This is a genomic window from Legionella sp. (assembly GCF_047605385.1).
Classification (GTDB): domain Bacteria; phylum Pseudomonadota; class Gammaproteobacteria; order Legionellales; family Legionellaceae; genus Legionella.
Genome location: NZ_JASGFU010000021.1, coordinates 28,539 through 44,632, shown reverse-complemented (window position 1 = coordinate 44,632; position 16,094 = coordinate 28,539). Strand labels below are relative to the sequence as shown.

The window sequence follows — 16,094 nt, the reverse complement described above, 5'->3', positions numbered from 1 at the left end:
TGGGCCAAGGCCCAACCTACAACTCTATTTAAAAATCCTTAAGTTGACGCCATTATGCGAGCAATGACCTCATTTTTTTCTCAGAAATATGAAGTTTTATTTTAGAAAGTTCGTATACTTGATGTCGTTGATAGTCTTCTTTTAATTCAATAGAGCCTAATGCTTCAGTTATTACTTTTTTTGTATCCATAAAAATTTTGTTCATGGAACTTAGAGATAATTAATTTTATCATATGGACAGTCAATCTGAGCAATTATAATTATTTCCATGGCTTACTAGGTCTTGTTTGATCAGATTGTGTCTTTTGTTCAGACCGCTGGACATTCTTGTCAAGATTTTTAGGAGCAAAAAAACCTGTTCTGGCTTGAAGCATCGTCTTAGCAAATGAAGAACCTAAACCTACAGCTGTTGCTTCCATAGAGATGTTATCTAACATCAATCCCCATAATTGGCTGTGCCTCCCCATTTTCCGATAGTTTTCTTGTAGCTTGTATTTAAACTCTTCTCTTATGACGAGTAAATCCTTACTTGTAGCGCTTTGTTTTCGTACTTCAACGAAACGATTAACTAGTTCGCTCAGTTGCTTTGCTTGATTTATTGCATAGTGACCATGTTTATTAAGCTCAGTAATGCAGCGATATAATTTATCGACTTTTATTGCATTTTCTGCACTATGAATAACGCTTATTAATATTTTATCAGATCGGCTATCCGCTGCCAGTCGTGCATTTTCTTTCAAAGCTACATTTAGAATTTTATTCAGTGTTCTATATCTGGCCGGTTTTCTGTGGTGAGATTACAGATAGACAATAAAACCTCCCACTTCTTGGAGTTTATAGCACTCTCTAGAATACTATCTGTTTTATTTTTTAACATATCTTTTATTTGTTTTACTGGATGCCCCATGATGACAGCGATGTCATAAGGCGTCATTGCAATCTTATTTTTATCTTGATGCTGCTCAAGAAACGAGTTCATTCTGGAGATAACCCCTAGTCCTTTTGATTTAACCAATGTCTTGAAATTATAAGATGAAGTGATGAACGCTCGATTTAAATCGGCACCATTCTTAACGAGCTCGGCTATGACTGGAACATTACCTTCTCGTGCTGCAATGTAGGCTAAACTTACTCCAGCATATTCTCTTGATGCTTCCTTTTTGGTTATTTCATGAGTTGATTGAAATAATGCTAATTGCTCTGCCAGCTGGGGTAATAATGTATTATTTTTTGTTGTGAAAATTCTAGCATTAAATGGGATTGACAAGTTAAAAAGGGAACCCCAGAATTGAAAAGGAGATTGATTAACATTCATTTCATTAAGGAAGCCCTCCTTTATTTTTTTTGCGAGTAACGCTGTATCTTCCGTCTTAAATAATTGTGAAGGATATTGATTAATATCCATCAAGCTCCACCCAATCATAGGCTTATAGTTCAATGCAATGGTGTGATTAGAACTACCTAGAATCACTCCGAAAGTTTCTGTTGCTTTATCAGAACCTTCTCGTAAAATTGAACCTAAGTGATCTAAATAGTCCTTTAATTCCGCTTCTGTAAGAATCAAAGGCTCAGAATAAACCTGAGCCAAACCACCTAAAATACTAATTTGCTCCGATGCTGCAAAATTAGAATGAAAAGCAATGTTATCCTGGTTACTATGATAAGGTAGATTAAACAGATCAGAATGTATGTGCGGTAAATGATATAATTCTAAACTATCAAAAAAAGCAAGAACATCGAACAATTCCTGATCTTCTTTCGTTAAATTTTTGCCTTTTTTTGCTTTAACCGCACTAACTAATTGAGTAATGTCTTCACCTGAAGAAATGAGATGCTCAATGCGTTTAATTCGAGCATCAAACAACCGCTCTTCCCCTAGAAGACAGGCTTCTATCCATCGAACAGAAATCCCATGACATACGCCATTTCTATTTAATGTCGAATATCCAAGTTTTAAAACAACGCCAATAACAGAATCATGAATGGACATTTTGAAAAAAAATAGTATTATTTTGTTTTAAATCTGATTTCGATAGAAATACCTCATATTCATATAATGGTGTTGAGGTTATATAAAAAAGGACATTAGAATGGAGAAACTTTCTATTGAACTTTATTTGGATAATGAGTTTAAAAACACAAAGAGGCATTCTAGAAGAGCCCTCTCTGGGTTACAGGTAATAGCTCAGAGGCCCTGAAAAGTCCCGTCATCCAAAGGATGTTTACGACGAAAAATCTCTTAAATAGGGTACAATACTCATACACAACGTCTATACTACATTCAGGATCGGGATGACGTACTCCACGTGACCAACATCAGTGATGGGAGGGGCTGAGCTATTACCCAATGTTTGTACAGTTAATAGCATTGTTACCTATAATTGCGACATAACGCGAACAAAATTAGGTACATTAGGCGAGCCCACACCGACTACATCATTCCAAAATTGACTCTCGATAATACTAAGTACACCATCCCAATTAAAGGTAATAATATCTGCGCCCACAGTAAGATTAAACGCAGAATTAGGCGGTGTAGAACCAACAGGAGCATTGTTTACCGGTGTTGCACCACTGATTATTTGATGAGGTGGTGTGATGAGATTTATTGCTTTGTCATGAAGTAACTGATTATTAAAGGTGTAAAAATAAGGTGCTGCCAAACCTATTGGTTTTGGCACATCATTGTTTAAAAGTGTACGCACCTGATTAACCAAAGTAAGAACACCAGAAAATAATGGTGTGGACTGACTCGCCCCGCCTGTTTTGTAAAAAGAACCTCCCTGATAAATAATCAATCCTGTGTAATAATCTGCATCCATAGCAATATCAGGAATCGCTCGATTGTGACTACCTACCACACCATAACCACCTGCGATAAAATTACTAATAGGCGCTTGCCAAGATGGGAAACTACGCCATTGACTGATTCCGCCCATACTCCCTGAATAGGGATGACCATTTCGGTAATTACCCCAACCTGATTCAAATGCATAATTATAGTGAGCATCAACAAATAAACTGGAGCCGGATACTGCGGTCACATAAGCAGAACTCACCGGATATTGGATTGAAGGACTGCTGCCATAACTTGAACAAGACCAAGAGCTATTATAGGTTTGATCACCACAATCACCCGCTGCAAAATTAAGACTTAAACCCATGGCTGCAGCCGTTTGCAATGTGCTATCCAGAGGTTCATTCTGTGAATCATCATTATTATCCCAGCTATTAGAAACCACATAAGCATTAGGAAAACCACCAAGAGAGAATTGATTATCAATAATTGTATGGATTGCTGTTGCTACTTGGGTATTGTTCACATCATTGGTCATTACCAATACAATATTGGCTCCTGGGGCCATCGTATGCGATGCTTCGACATCAAGAGCGATTTCACCGTCCCAATCAGAGGCGCCACTACACGTTATAGAACCTCTGACATAGGGCTGACCTTGATAGTCAACTACTGCAAAATTACTCACATTAAACTGTGGTAACGAATTGGCGTTATTATAATTATTGGCCTCGTTCATAATGTCGTCGGCAGTACCTGTACCACAACCATCAACAATAATAATCGTTTGCCCACTACCATCAATGACTGTCTGATTAATCGGAGCAACATTAGCAACATTATAAGCCATTCGTATTTGCTGACCGGTAAAACCTTGCAAAGAAATTGTTGTAGGAATAGCTGTAGGCACAAATGAATCCCACCGCAAATTCAGTATTTCTACTTTTTGGTTTACTTGCGATGCTATTTCTTCTGATGAGCGACGATGGATTTTAGGATGGCCGTAAGAAATATTACTGAGATCACTAATGTTTGATACATATTGAGCAATATCAAAATTTAGTTTTGGTTCAGAAGCATTTCCATAAACAAGTTTATTCTTATGGCGATAATTATTAAAGTTTATCTTTAATACTTGTTCAATTTTACTCGCAGTTCCTGTCACCTGAATTGTTGTGTAAACCCTTTTGGTTTGCATTCCTTGGGAGCGAAAATAATTTTCTACCTTTTGTGCTGCCTGTGCATCCGGAGCATAATTTGTATTATATTCCTGTTTGGTTAAAAATTTTTGATAAGAAAAACTCTGTGGGTTATATAATTCACTGATAAATTGCTCAAGCTGATTTTTATTTCGGAGTTTAAGCCAAACGGTGAAGGTTATTTCTTGTTGCGGATTGACAGGCCCAATCAATTGCGCCTGTTGCAATGACGAAAACTCAACATTATGAAAATTCACTTGTTTTATATCCACGTTAGCCCAAGCATCAGGTATAAGCAAAGCCAATGAACCAATAGAAATGATGATTCGGAGTATTGTAAACATTAATTACCTCCATGGTAAAAATTGGGGTTTAATATTCTTTATCCCCACACACTATTAATTGGGCTATAGGTAATGAAACCAAGCTCATTACCGCTAACTAATGAGAAGACGTAACCCCCTTGAGTACCGGCATTGATTATTGAGCCATTTGCATTAACAAATAAGCTGTATACTGTTTGTGCATAAGAAGTCCAGGTACCACCACCAGCTAAGGCTGTACTTGTGTATACATACTCATTTGCAGTTCCTACATATAAAGTATTTGTAGCAACATATACTGTTTTTACTGCACTGCCATCAGGTTGGCCATTAATAGCGCTCCACGTAAGCCCATTGTTATCAGAATAATAAACATACCCGTTTGCGCTTGCCGCATACACCAGATTAGCCCTTACAAAAACGCTATTGACTGCAGAGCCTGATGCAGGTGAAGTGGTAGGTAGACAATTAGTTCCATTAAGAGCGCAAATAAAGATATAACCATTTGCACTAGCAACATAGAGTTTATAATTTGCAGAAATATAAAGACCATTTACCGCAAAACCAGGGGCCGGTGTCGCAATAGACGACCAAGTTTGACCATTATTGAATGAAGAGTAAATGCGACCATTCGCATTACCCGTATATAATATTGTGCTCGTCGCGGTAATACTATTAATGGCATTACCTGCTGCCGGAGGATTAGTCGCAGTCCAGGTATTGCCTTCATTTATTGAGTAATACACATTCCCAGCTTGTGTGCCCGCATATAAAATAAGAGGGTGCGCTGTAGCCACACTAATATTTAAAATATTTGCCGGGCTTGGTTGATAACATTGATACGGACTGGGTTTCCCATTAGGCCCTTGTTGGCATACTTTGGGTCCTCCAACTAAATGAGAGGATATTTGATTACCATAAATCTGTAAGGTAAGCGTACAAGATTGCCTAGCAGCAAGAATAAAAGGACTGGGACAATTCCCAGGGCTTGTTATTTGCGTGATACCAGATACAGGCATCATCATCAGTGTATGAGCCTTAGGCGACATATTTGTGACTATATATTGAACAATGGCATTTTCATTATTGGCTATGGAAGCGGTCGTGGGGGTTAGTGCTGCAAAGGTAAACATTGGTGTTGATGTTGCATGCGCAAAGACTGTCATGCATAAAGAATAAGTAAAGCAAAGTATTCTTAAAAAGAATTCATTTTTTTTCATAGCAAATCCTATGCTACCTTAAGTTTTATAGTCCGTTAAATTGAGTGACCATTTATCATAGAGAATAGCTAAGCACTATGCAACAGTGTCAGGCTACGTTATGATTAACCTTTTGCAATGAAGGCTAAGCAATGACTGTTGAGAGCACTGTAATTCACCTATTAAATACCCTTAAAGATCCATTTCTGAACCTCACAGGCAAAGAAATGAATTTACAATGCGCCCTCGATATCTCAGGAAATCAATTGCTAATTAATTTGCTAGCCGGTTTTCCTACACAATCATTGGAAAAAAATTACCAACCTTTACTACTAAAAGCATTGCAGGCTATCTATCCTGACTATGCGATCAGCATCAATATCGAACAATGGATTAAAGCACATAAAACACAATTAGTTGGTAAAGGTTTACGTGGTGTAAAAAATACTATTGCCGTTGCTTCAGGAAAGGGAGGTGTTGGCAAATCTACGGTGACCGTAAATCTTGCTATCGCTTTAGCGCGATCTGGTGCACGAGTGGGAATTTTGGATGCTGATATTTATGGGCCAAGTATCCCTTTAATGTTAGGTAAGACAAAACCAGTACAAGTTAACGATGATCGTTATGTCCCTGTGCAAACTCACGGCATTCAGGCCATGTCTATTGGTTATCTCACTACTAATAATGAGCAGGCTTTGATGTGGCGTGGTCCCATGTTGGCTAAATCCTTAATTCAAATGTTAGACATTACGCTATGGGATGAATTGGATTATTTATTTATTGATCTACCCCCAGGAACTGGAGATATCCAGCTCACTTTGGTACAAAAAATTCCATTGACAGCAGCAATCGTAGTCACTACTCCGCAAAACGTAGCTACTTTAGATGCACAAAAAGCATTAAGCATGTTTTCAACAACGAATATTGACGTCTTGGGAATTGTGGAAAATATGGCAACACATATCTGTAGTCAATGCGGTCATGAAGAGGCAATTTTTGGTGCTGGTGGCGCTGAAGCTTTATGTGCTTCTCACCAATATATGCTACTTGGTCAATTGCCGCTAAATGCGCAAATACGTCAAGATTGTGATATAGGCTCCCCTACAGCTACACACGAACAAAATGAACTAACTGATGCCTTTATAAAGACAGCAATACGCAGTGCTATTGAGCTCGCAAAAAAACCGCTTAATTATGCAGATAAATTTCCCAAAATTGTAGTTGAGTGAATACAATTCTGATGAGTATAATGCTGAAAAACAATAAAAATTTGAATCATGCAACGACTATTCATCCTCATGTTAAGTATGCTGTCTTCTTCTGTGATTTTGGCGGCAAAATCAGAGTACCAAATTGATCTGATTATCTTTGCTCAACATCCTACAATGCTGCGTAATGATGCACTTCCCAAAGATGCACCACTTATTCCAATCAACAAGGGTGCTATTTTCTTAAAAGTAAGTTCTAGTAAGCCTCCTAGGCCTTATGCTTTACTACCTAAATCCTATTCAAGCTTAAGTGATGAATATTATCAACTTAGTCGACGTTCTTCTTATCCTATTTTAGCTTATTACTCTTGGCGTCAACCTGCAAATAATCAAAGTACCGTTACAATACCATTAACAGAGCATAATGGCTGGCAAATACAAGGTACGCTTCGAGTAAGTCAAACTAATTACTATACCTTTGATGCTTATTTGCAAGTATCACCTCCGAGTAATCCACAGTCTTCGTTTACCGTCGCGCAAAAGCACCGATTAAAAAAAGATCAAGTTTATTATTTGGATAATGATCATATTGGCATGATCGTTAAAATTCATCAAATCACTTAAACTTTTGATAGACACTCATAGCAAACAAATGAGGAAATAGACCAAAACAACCCCAAAAATCATATAGGTCAAAATATAATTTTAGACATCTACCTATTTCTGAAACAAGAATCAGAAAACAATCGCTCTTAATGCTTACTAATTAACCAGCATGAATAATAATAGAGGAATCAAAGATTAAAATAAATTTACACATCATATACAATCCTATATATTCCGTCTTTTATTTAAACAAAGCGGATAATCGTATTGAATTCAACACCAGTAAGTAGCCTGCAAAGAACCATTATTTGGTCAGTTGGCGTTTCTTTTTTATTGTTCCAGTTCTTATTGCAATTATCTTCAGGCATTGTCATGGGTGCCATCATGCATGAGCAAGGTTTCACGGCATCCATTGCAGGACTGTTAAGCAGTTCATTTTATTATGTGTATACCAGCATGCAAATTCCTGTTGGGTTACTTTTTGATCGCTTTAATATCCGAACCTTATTGTCCTTAAATGCCCTGCTATGCGCATTAGGCTGTTTTCTTTTTGCCAGCGGTCAAAGTTTAACTGCCCTATTTTGTGGCCGCTTAATTATCGGTGCGGGTTCTGCGTTTGCCTTTGTGGGCATGAGCCGTATTTTACGACAACACTTTCCGATCAGGCAGTATGCATTTATGATTGGCTTATCGGAGACATTGGGATTTACAGTAACCGTTACCTGCATGATTGGCATGGGTTCATTAATTAGTCATATTAGTTGGCGATATTTTCTCACCATCGCAGGCATTGTTGGCCTTATCATTGCCTGTTTATGTAGAATCTTTATTCCTAGCAGTAAACCCATCAATAATGACCCACAAAATTACAAGCAACAGTTTCTAGTGATACTCAAAAACAAATTAATCTGGATTAATGGTGTATTTGTAGGTTTAGAGTTTTCTGTAATTACAGTCTTTGCTGCCATGTGGGCCGTGCCTTTCACACAACATAAGCTAGACTGTGATATTCAAATGGCAAGTATTCTAACTTCATTAATCTTATTTGGAACAGGTTTAAGTTGTCCTCTGTATGGCTGGCTATCTATACATCTTAGCCGACGTAAACCACTAATTCACATTTCATGTTTGACTACTGCAGGATTAATGCTACTTGCGCTTTTTATCCCTATACATAATGCCTTTATTCTAGGCTTTCTCTATTTTATGATTGGTCTATGTTGTGGCGCATATATGCTTGCTTTTACCATAGCCAATGAACTCGCTCCGCCTGAATCTCTATCAGCATGTACTGGTTTTACCAACACCTTAGGAATGTTATCAGCACCACTCCTACAGCCTGTTGTCGGTTACTTATTGGATTATTTGAGTGGAAAACCTGGCCATTACTCTTTGGGGAATTATCAACTGGCCTTGCTTATTATCCCCGCTGCTTTGGTGCTTGCGAGTATTCTCTCGCAGGACTTGCCTGAGAAGACAGAATAAAAATTAATCTAACCAGTAAAATTCACATAGTTGCACCCTCTCTACTAATCTTCATTTTGTAGTGCTACTCTGGCCGCAGGAGCTACGTGCACAATTACAATCAGCCCAGGCAACAACGCCACCTCGAGCTGCAATACAGGGATTGCGCCAACACCGAGCACGATTACAGTGAGTGCCACCAATGTTGTCACAGCAGTAACGAGCGATGTTGTGGTATTGGACTATGGCTGCCAATATCAAGGGGGGTTTCTTTATTCGGTAGATGATACGACAGCCAATACAGGCAGTATCGGCGGTAAAGTGGTATCACTGATAGATCAGGCAGAACCTTTCACCACATCACCCAGGCAACGAGTATTATTTGGAGCTCCAATGGGGATGACACTACAAGTGGTGATGTGGATAACACAGCCACTCTTGGAATCGATGAACTGTCGACCACATCGGCCCCATCCCCAACTTCCCCACTGGGTTTCTGTATAACGTGATTTTTTCATTGCAATTTACATGCTTATTTAGAGAACTTTTCGGCAACAGGTAATTTGAGGCAATTCGATTAACTCCTCAACTGGTTTTAAATCATCCATTTTAGTCATTTTATGATGAACATAGTAAATAGGCAATCCATTTTCTGTCTCAGCTTTAACGCAGAGAGTATCTTTTTTAATTGAAAATTTGGCTATTCTAGCAAAATAAGTGGTACTCATGTGAATCCAGTGCTTTTTTTCAGCATCTGAAAGAGCATTTAGAGTATCTTGCTCATATAATGGGATGCCACCTCCCAGTACATTATCATTTTCATTGATATCAAGACCTACCAGTAATTTTCCTTGGGGTAAGGTAACAAGTTCAGCAGAAATATTTTTGGTTTTGAGTTCCTCTAATTGTTGTTCAAGATAAGATGCACTATGAGGCTCTGATAAATAGGTGCTAAAATTTTTGGCAAAAAATCCAACTCCGTTTATTAGAGGAGTTCTTCTTATACTCAACAACGTTAATCTTGATAACATAATCTCTCCATTAGTCAAAAACTGTGTATGCAACTGAATTAATTAGAATTTATATCATAGGTAACTTGTATTTCCACATAATGCTCCAATACAAAACCTTATGGCCAATATATTAACACAAGTAAGTCTTTCAGGGGGCCCCCTTTAAGAAAAAATTTATAAACTATTACATTGAAGGCTTGTATTCAGCATTTTCTTCTTTAATAACATGTGCTTCTTTTATAAGCTCTTCTATTGGGGTATGAATTAACTTTTTAAACTCATTCCAATTGAGAGGCTTTTTATTTTGATCCACTGCCGTTGGCCTCCATTGATCTGAATGCTCATGCCCACTCACTCCTTTATTAAAAGCAACCTGAATTATCTTCCATATTTGGTTTTCATTAGGAATACTATGAGTATATATATGCTTAATTATGGGTACTAAAGATTTGAAAAATTCTGGTTCAATACATACACCCATTGATATTGCCTTCTTGTTTATAACATTTTGCCATCCCGGCATAAACATTACTGCATGTGCCTCTGTAGTGGGTATTTCACCCTTGATTTTATGTTCAATTACCAAACGATTCCTTGCCATATTTCCATCTGGAACTTTTGTACCACGCATATCATCTGCTTGTATTATTTGCTGTCCTTGTGCATTAAGATATTTTTTTAATGCTTCCGGACTCGGTGCCGTATCCACAGTAGTAACCTTATGTGAGGATATAGAAGACGTTAAGCTTGTATCCAATTCTAATCCTTTTGCTGAATAAATTTCATTATTAGGAACACGAATGTTTAATTGTTTACCTGTAAATTTATCTTTGCCCTCAATCACTATTGAATCTTCCAACACCTCCCACCTGCATTCTTCGAATTTAAGACAACCATGAAGTCTATCACGTAAATCTGGTCGCTCCCTGTCTCCTTCAAATATTAAATGAATTACTCGAGAAACCCCTTCTATATCCCGAAGAGCCCAATCCAAATTAACACCACTACCTGCAACAATTATTCTAAGATATTCCTTATGTTCTGCTTTAGATTTCGAATAAAAGCTACCAAAGTGACAAAGTTGAAATTGCTCGATACCCTTTTGTCGACGCCCTGCATGTACAATATGGAAATCATCATGACTAGTTAATGGTACTTCCTTGCCATGAATAGTTGCTATCAATGCTCCTTCCTTAGTTTCGGTAAATCGTTCAATATGTTCAGGGATGACCTTTACACCAATTTTGGTTAATTCTTGTCTTCCAATTTGTAAGAGTGTACGCATCATGGCAAAAGTTAAAGGTTTATCAGCAGGATAAAAAGGAAATTCCTTCATCGCAATGCCTTTGGCGAATGGTGGTAGATATTCACTCGATTGCCCCCAAGGAAGATTATCCCAATCTGGATGAATTTGTTCTATCCATGTTAACGCACTAAGCAAGGTAAAATGTGACGATGGATCTTTCTTAGCTAAATTAAATGCAACTTGGTGCATCGCAGGGCCACCTATAAGAAATAGCTCCTTGGTCTTTGGAACTATACGTTCTTCGGTTGTTTTGGGAAAAGAGAAAGTACTAGGCCCTACCAAAATAGGTGGCTGAAACGTTGCCTCTGTACTATACCCTCTTATAAAACGTGTCAATTTGGTACCAAGATAAGGCTGCTTAACTAACATTTGAACTAATGGTTTCATCATGATCTCTTTTTGTAAATGCTTGCATTTATTTTTGCTATTCAAGCAAAGTCAGGTCTAATAAAGTAAATAGCTACTTTTAATATAGATCAATTACAATCAAAATGCCTTTTATTTAATCATATTATGTGTATTTCAGCAGACTGTATATAATATAAATAAGGAACTGTGTTTTATTCATAAGGTAAAGAGAAGCGCGAATCATGAAAAGAAATAAGGAATTAGCTGTTGTTATATTACGTCCTAAATCAATCTTTTATGCTTGGGTAACCGAAGTTACTTTATCACTTGAAGAAAAAATGCCAACAAATACTGAGGAAATTTCCTCAGGAATAACCGTATTAATAATTCCGAACGGCCAATCATCAGAAGTATTTACCCTTTATATGGTTAGCCATGTAGAACAAATTTTGAGAAGCGAGTTTTCACGTTGGACAACGGATGAAACACTGTGGCCTCCTCGTTTTGATCTTGAGTTACTGTATCAATATTTTGATGTGGAAGTTCATACAACAGTTATTGACTATCGAAATTGCCTGGAGAACATATGAATGTTAAACAACAATATCTTATTGTAGTCAAACCAAAACCAGCAATAAAAACGTGGCTAAAAAAGATTTTTATTTCCAAATTTGAATTGCCAACTCAAATAGAGCAACTCGATTTTTCTCTTCTTGAACGAGATGCAACCGTTTATTTGCTACCACAATCCGTAGATTCTGTGAACAAATGTACTGAATTTTTGGTGAAAAAAGCAGCCCCTATGTTAGAATTTGAATTGGAACAGTTTATTAAGGATGAGAAACTTTGGCCAGAAAAGCGCTCTTTTAATTTATTTTCTGAATGGTTTGAATTTGAAGTACTTTCTCGAGTGTTATCTTAGAAATATTATTTATACCGTAGCATGTTCCTTAAAGCTGTGTTCCGTCACAAAACAAAAAGCTCCTTTACTTTCTTTAGAAAAACCAGCAATTGAATGAGAAGGATTATCTGATTTTAAGGTATTCAATAATTTTAAAGTTAATTTAGGCAAACCTATATGCAAAACACTTTGCTTCTTATCTAAAGACTTAATCGAAACAAATTGTGACATTTTTATGCGATTACCCGCAGGATCCAACCAACCAGCAATAGCTGCACTGGTCGCATCTTTTTCTTTAAGATTTGCAGAATAAAAGCCATTATCATCATTCAAACGGCAAAAAGCAGTACTGACATCGTGTGTATCTTTTTGACCATCACTCAATACTAACTTGCCAAACCAAGTTTTATTACCGGTAACAAATTGCTCTTTATCATCTACTTGCACATGACCATTTAATTGACTTGTCTGCAAAGCTTGCAATTGGACACCAGGACGTAACACTAACGTTTCATTGCGGTGATTGTCTTGCTTTAGCATGTCCACTTTAAAATTAAATCCTTTTTTATCTTTGCCCTTAACTCCAAAGATCCAACTGTCATTAATAGGATTAAAACGCAAAAAAGAACGCCCCACGTGCCAATCAAAGGGAATGCTTGGTACGATTTTTTCATCGCCTTCGTAATAAAATACTAACTGATTTGTCTGCCCATCAATCAAGGCAGCTTTAGTATGAAAATCAGTTCCTTGACGCTGCATTTCAAAAAAATAACCGTATTTATCACCGCTTTCATTATTCACCATGCCCGAAAAAGTCCAACTACCAACAGAAGGTTCTACCAGTTGTAGTACCTCAGGCTTCGCTTCTAAAAGTTCGGTTGCAAACAAAGGGGCACTGATGAAAAAAATTATCCCAAATAAAAAAGCACAAGATCGAATAGGCAACATAATTAGCAATAACCTTTTAACTGTTGATGTGACCACAATGCGTTCCAAAATGCATCATCCAATACTGCATTTACAGGTAAATAATACATATTATCCGTGCCAAACGCTTGGCACTTCACTGCATCTTTTTCCGTCATGATAATGGGTGATTGCACATAATCCAAGTCATGGGGTTTAAACTGGTAATGATCCGGGTAAGAGCAGGTATCGAATTCTATCCCTATTTGGTTTAAAGTGGAATAAAAACGTTGCGGATTGCCAATTGCAGCGATGGCCTCCCATCGACCTTTAAATGTACCAGCTTCTATTTCAATACCAGTTGTTAATTGCGTTATTTTACCAGGAGTTAAAGCCATAGGATATGCATTTTTCCATGTTCCGGAATTAACTACAATAAAATCAGCATCCTGTAACCGTTGTACAGGTTCGCGTAAAGGGCCCGCAGGCAAGCAAAATCCATTCCCTAACCCTCTTGTACCATCAATCACAACAATTTCAATTGCCCGTCCCATACGATAATGCTGTAAACCATCATCACTAACAATGATTTGGCTGTGATGTTTTTCTAAAAGATAACGTACAGCATCAAGTCGTTTAGGCGCAATCACTACAGGGCATTGTGTTCTTTGTGCTAATAATAAAGGTTCATCACCCACTTGAGTTGCGGCATCATCTTGTTGCACTTCATAAGGAAAATTGTCTATGCGAGCCCCATAACCACGACTAACAATCCCTACCTTTAATCCTTTTTCCTGGAGTTTTTTTGCTAACTCAATCACCAGAGGCGTTTTTCCTACGCCACCAACACTAATATTACCAACAACAATCAAGGGTACTGGACATTTCACTTGTAAAAAACGCTGCAAAAACCAACGCCTTATAAAGACGATATGATGGTAGACTAATGAAAAAGGACTAAGAATCCATTGAAGAAGATGGTTTCCATACCATAAATTATTCAAGAATGAAGAGATCAAATTAATAGTTCCTCATGCATCATATTCGTCTGTTGCACTCCATGAAGTTGTGCATAATATCCTTGTAAATTCATAAGCTCTTGATGGGTCCCCTGTTCGACAATTTCCCCTTGCTGCATCACAATAATTTTATCTGCATTTTTAATAGTTGATAAGCGATGTGCAATAACTAAAGTAGTTCGGTTTTTCATCACCTCTTCCAAAGCGATTTGAATGTAGCGTTCTGATTCGCTATCCAATGCAGAAGTAGCCTCATCAAGAATTAAAATCGGTGCATCTTTTAAAATAGCGCGCGCAATAGCGATTCGCTGACGCTGACCACCCGATAAGAGTACCCCATTTTCACCAACCCGTGTGTCATAACCTTGAGGCAATTTACTAATGAACTCATCGGCAAAAGCTAATTTTGCCGCATGAATCATTTGCTCACGAGTCACATCATGACGTCCATAGGCAATATTATTGGCTAAAGTATCATTAAATAAAGTCACATGCTGACTTACCAACGCCATTTGTTCGCGCAAACTGACAGGGCTTATGTGGTTTATTGGCGTATTATCAAGCGTAATTTCTCCTGAAACTACTTCATAAAAACGCGGTAATAAGCTGGCGATGGTGGTTTTACCGCTTCCTGAGTGCCCTACCAGGGCAACCGTTTTACCTGCTTCTATTGTAAAACTTACAGCATGCAATACTTCCTGGCCTTGTCGATAAGCATAGGAAACTTTTTTAAATTCAATATCTCCTCTTGCTCGAGTTGGCAGCACAATTCCTGCATTTTTTTCGATTGGCTTATCCAAAAGGTTAAATACACTTTCAGCACCAGCGAGTCCTTTTTGGATAACGGCATTTAAAGTGGTTAATGTTTTCATCGGTTTAATCAATTGCAACATTGCGGCAATAATGGCTAAAAACGAGCCTGCTGAAATAATGACTAGAGTAGACAATTGAATGGCCGCAGCAATAATGACAGCAATCCCAATGGCAATGACAACCTGTACCCCAGAGACATTAATGGCTTTACTCACAGCAACTTTCATGTCATTTTGTCGTGAGCGTTCAATAGCTTTGCCGAATTTTCCAGATTCATAATCAATACCACCAAAGATGCGCACCACGCGATAACCATCAATGGCCTCACTAGCAATTTCCGTCACCTCACCCATAGTTTTTTGTACTTTATGACTGATGCGACGTACTCTCTTGTTGGTATAATTAACAATAATTCCGACAAACGGGATGGTAAGTAAAAACATTAAGGACAGTTGCCAACAAATTACCATCATTACGGTAAGTAAGCCCATAATGAGACAGGTATTCTGGACAAAATCAGTTAGTGCTTCGGCACTTACTTGCGCTACTTGCTCAACATCATAAAGAATTTTCGAAAGTAATTGGCCGGAAGTTGCCTCATCATAAAAATCAGCAGGTAATCGTAGCACGTGATTAAATACTTTTTCACGCAATACCTTAACCACAGAACGCGCAACCCAAGTCATACAGTAACTACCAAGAGAGCTGACTAGGCCTCTTAGAGTAATACCAACCAATACGATGTAAGGGATTTTTTTAATGAAACCCATATCGATATTGATAAATCCTTTATCAAAAAAGGGACGCATCATGTAGGTAAACCCAGCATCAATTAATGAGTAAAGAATATTAGCACCAATGCCTAAAACCAAGATTGGCCAAAACGGTTTGACATAAGAAAGCAGGCGTTTATATAAGATGCTGGTTTTAACTGTGAGTTTCTTTTTCATCAACTGGGACTTGTTTTGCTAGCAAATGGGACGAATTGTACC

General features: G+C 37.8%; 15 protein-coding genes. 6 read left to right on the top strand and 9 right to left on the bottom strand.

Annotation, left to right across the window (positions count from 1 at the left end; translation table 11 throughout):
* Positions 1–260 precede the first annotated feature (260 nt).
* The 4 genes from QM652_RS06920 to QM652_RS06905 all read right to left on the bottom strand — a co-directional run bounded on the left by QM652_RS06920 (position 261) and on the right by QM652_RS06905 (position 5,539).
* Positions 261–740, bottom strand: coding sequence for a hypothetical protein (locus QM652_RS06920; protein WP_415074171.1), 480 nt, complete (start codon positions 738–740; stop codon positions 261–263).
* A 20-nt stretch (positions 741–760) separates the two neighbouring features.
* Positions 761–1,990: a hypothetical protein gene (locus tag QM652_RS06915; RefSeq protein ID WP_415074169.1), complete on the bottom strand. Its 1,230-nt coding sequence runs from the start codon at positions 1,988–1,990 to the stop codon at positions 761–763.
* Positions 1,991–2,375: 385 nt separating this feature from the next.
* Complete coding sequence (locus QM652_RS06910) at positions 2,376–4,340, bottom strand: S53 family peptidase (protein WP_415074167.1); 1,965 nt, start codon at positions 4,338–4,340, stop codon at positions 2,376–2,378.
* A 38-nt stretch (positions 4,341–4,378) separates the two neighbouring features.
* Complete coding sequence (locus tag QM652_RS06905) at positions 4,379–5,539, bottom strand: WD40/YVTN/BNR-like repeat-containing protein (protein WP_415074165.1); 1,161 nt, start codon at positions 5,537–5,539, stop codon at positions 4,379–4,381.
* A gap of 131 nt (positions 5,540–5,670) precedes the next feature.
* Here QM652_RS06905 and apbC point away from each other — a divergent pair, with 131 nt between their 5' ends.
* The 4 genes from apbC to QM652_RS06885 all read left to right on the top strand — a co-directional run bounded on the left by apbC (position 5,671) and on the right by QM652_RS06885 (position 9,300).
* On the top strand, positions 5,671–6,747 hold the full coding sequence (apbC, locus tag QM652_RS06900) for an iron-sulfur cluster carrier protein ApbC (protein ID WP_415074163.1): 1,077 nt from the start codon (positions 5,671–5,673) through the stop codon (positions 6,745–6,747).
* 48 nt (positions 6,748–6,795) lie between these two features.
* A complete protein-coding gene (locus tag QM652_RS06895) occupies positions 6,796–7,350 on the top strand; it encodes a CsiV family protein (RefSeq protein WP_415074161.1) in 555 nt (184 codons plus the stop codon).
* Positions 7,351–7,599: 249 nt separating this feature from the next.
* A complete protein-coding gene (locus tag QM652_RS06890) occupies positions 7,600–8,817 on the top strand; it encodes an MFS transporter (RefSeq protein ID WP_415074159.1) in 1,218 nt (405 codons plus the stop codon).
* 168 nt (positions 8,818–8,985) lie between these two features.
* Positions 8,986–9,300: a hypothetical protein gene (locus tag QM652_RS06885; protein ID WP_415074157.1), complete on the top strand. Its 315-nt coding sequence runs from the start codon at positions 8,986–8,988 to the stop codon at positions 9,298–9,300.
* Between the two features lie 32 nt (positions 9,301–9,332).
* Here QM652_RS06885 and QM652_RS06880 read toward each other — a convergent pair whose 3' ends face one another.
* Positions 9,333–9,827: a hypothetical protein gene (locus tag QM652_RS06880; RefSeq protein ID WP_415074155.1), complete on the bottom strand. Its 495-nt coding sequence runs from the start codon at positions 9,825–9,827 to the stop codon at positions 9,333–9,335.
* A gap of 166 nt (positions 9,828–9,993) precedes the next feature.
* Entirely contained in the window at positions 9,994–11,505 is a 1,512-nt protein-coding gene (locus tag QM652_RS06875) for a hypothetical protein (RefSeq protein WP_415074153.1), read from the bottom strand.
* A gap of 200 nt (positions 11,506–11,705) precedes the next feature.
* Between QM652_RS06875 and QM652_RS06870 the strand changes: the two genes are divergently transcribed.
* On the top strand, positions 11,706–12,053 hold the full coding sequence (locus tag QM652_RS06870; RefSeq protein WP_415074151.1) for a hypothetical protein: 348 nt from the start codon (positions 11,706–11,708) through the stop codon (positions 12,051–12,053).
* The gene (locus QM652_RS06865; RefSeq protein WP_415074149.1) at positions 12,050–12,385 is read left to right on the top strand and encodes a hypothetical protein; all 336 of its coding nucleotides are present in this window, start codon (positions 12,050–12,052) and stop codon (positions 12,383–12,385) included. Before QM652_RS06870 ends, QM652_RS06865 begins: the two co-directional genes overlap by 4 nt.
* A gap of 9 nt (positions 12,386–12,394) precedes the next feature.
* Here QM652_RS06865 and QM652_RS06860 read toward each other — a convergent pair whose 3' ends face one another.
* From QM652_RS06860 to msbA, 3 genes are read right to left on the bottom strand one after another with little or no spacing between them, the layout of a single operon-like run.
* Positions 12,395–13,312, bottom strand: coding sequence for a hypothetical protein (locus tag QM652_RS06860; protein WP_415074147.1), 918 nt, complete (start codon positions 13,310–13,312; stop codon positions 12,395–12,397).
* 2 nt (positions 13,313–13,314) lie between these two features.
* Positions 13,315–14,286 carry a tetraacyldisaccharide 4'-kinase gene (gene lpxK, locus QM652_RS06855; protein ID WP_415074176.1) on the bottom strand — a complete coding sequence of 324 codons (972 nt, stop codon included), beginning with the start codon at positions 14,284–14,286 and terminating at the stop codon, positions 13,315–13,317.
* Positions 14,286–16,052, bottom strand: a complete 1,767-nt coding sequence (msbA, locus tag QM652_RS06850; RefSeq protein WP_415074145.1) for a lipid A export permease/ATP-binding protein MsbA — start codon at positions 16,050–16,052, stop codon at positions 14,286–14,288. Before msbA ends, lpxK begins: the two co-directional genes overlap by 1 nt.
* Between the last annotated feature and the right edge of the window lie 42 nt (positions 16,053–16,094).

Coding starts and splice junctions, on each gene's coding strand:
- QM652_RS06870 (WP_415074151.1), top strand. CDS start 11,706: ATGAAAAGAAATAAGGAATTAGCTGTTGTTATATTACGTCCTAAATCA.
- QM652_RS06860 (WP_415074147.1), bottom strand. CDS start 13,312: ATGTTGCCTATTCGATCTTGTGCTTTTTTATTTGGGATAATTTTTTTC.
- QM652_RS06875 (WP_415074153.1), bottom strand. CDS start 11,505: ATGATGAAACCATTAGTTCAAATGTTAGTTAAGCAGCCTTATCTTGGT.
- QM652_RS06910 (WP_415074167.1), bottom strand. CDS start 4,340: ATGTTTACAATACTCCGAATCATCATTTCTATTGGTTCATTGGCTTTG.
- QM652_RS06880 (WP_415074155.1), bottom strand. CDS start 9,827: ATGTTATCAAGATTAACGTTGTTGAGTATAAGAAGAACTCCTCTAATA.
- QM652_RS06905 (WP_415074165.1), bottom strand. CDS start 5,539: ATGAAAAAAAATGAATTCTTTTTAAGAATACTTTGCTTTACTTATTCT.
- QM652_RS06865 (WP_415074149.1), top strand. CDS start 12,050: ATGAATGTTAAACAACAATATCTTATTGTAGTCAAACCAAAACCAGCA.
- QM652_RS06895 (WP_415074161.1), top strand. CDS start 6,796: ATGCAACGACTATTCATCCTCATGTTAAGTATGCTGTCTTCTTCTGTG.
- QM652_RS06915 (WP_415074169.1), bottom strand. CDS start 1,990: ATGTCCATTCATGATTCTGTTATTGGCGTTGTTTTAAAACTTGGATAT.
- msbA (WP_415074145.1), bottom strand. CDS start 16,052: ATGAAAAAGAAACTCACAGTTAAAACCAGCATCTTATATAAACGCCTG.
- apbC (WP_415074163.1), top strand. CDS start 5,671: ATGACTGTTGAGAGCACTGTAATTCACCTATTAAATACCCTTAAAGAT.